The following is a 615-nucleotide window of genomic DNA, read 5'->3' as shown; positions in this document are numbered from 1 at the left end:
TAGCCAGTTAAAATGTCGCCTTTCGCCCCAAGGAGCGTTGCAACCCGGACCATGGGTGAGGCTTGAGGGCGAAGAGGCGGCAACAGGGGGACTGGTGGCCGCCACCGTGACAACGACGCTCACCTGACGATGACCGCCACAGGTGAGAACCCATGACCGTTAAACACACCACCACCGCACCGATGTTGCTCTCGGGCCTAGAGCTGCTGCGCGTGGACGCCAACAGCCTGTTCATCAACGTCGGCGAGCGCACCAACGTGACGGGCTCCAAGGCTTTTGCCCGGATGATCTTGAACGACCAGTTCGACGAGGCGCTGGCGGTTGCGCGCCAGCAGGTCGAAAACGGTGCGCAAATCATCGACATCAACATGGACGAAGCCATGTTGGACAGCGAGGCCGCGATGGTGCGGTTCTTGAACCTCATCGCCTCAGAACCTGATATCGCGCGCGTGCCCATCATGATTGACTCCAGCAAGTGGTCGGTCATCGAAGCCGGCTTGCGCTGTGTGCAGGGCAAAAGCATCGTCAACTCGATCTCGCTTAAAGAGGGCGAGGACGCGTTCAAACACCACGCCAAACTGGTCATGCGCTACGGCGCAGCGGCCGTGGTCATGG

1 protein-coding gene and 1 riboswitch are annotated in these 615 nt (G+C 60.3%); the gene reads left to right on the top strand.

From position 1 onward, the window contains the following. Nucleotides 1-23: 23 nt before the first annotated feature. Nucleotides 24-128, top strand: a riboswitch (S-adenosyl-L-homocysteine riboswitch). A gap of 24 nt (nt 129-152) precedes the next feature. Further along, nucleotides 153-615: dihydropteroate synthase (locus AC1QQ2_RS14895; RefSeq protein ID WP_479713731.1), on the top strand; the 463-nt coding region annotated here is incomplete at its 3' end.

The organism is Aestuarium sp., assembly GCF_023253315.1.
Classification (GTDB): Bacteria; Pseudomonadota; Alphaproteobacteria; order Rhodobacterales; family Rhodobacteraceae; genus Marivivens; species Marivivens donghaensis.
The sequence above is the reverse complement of the archived record's forward strand: the minus strand, read 5'-3'. Positions and strand labels throughout refer to the sequence as shown.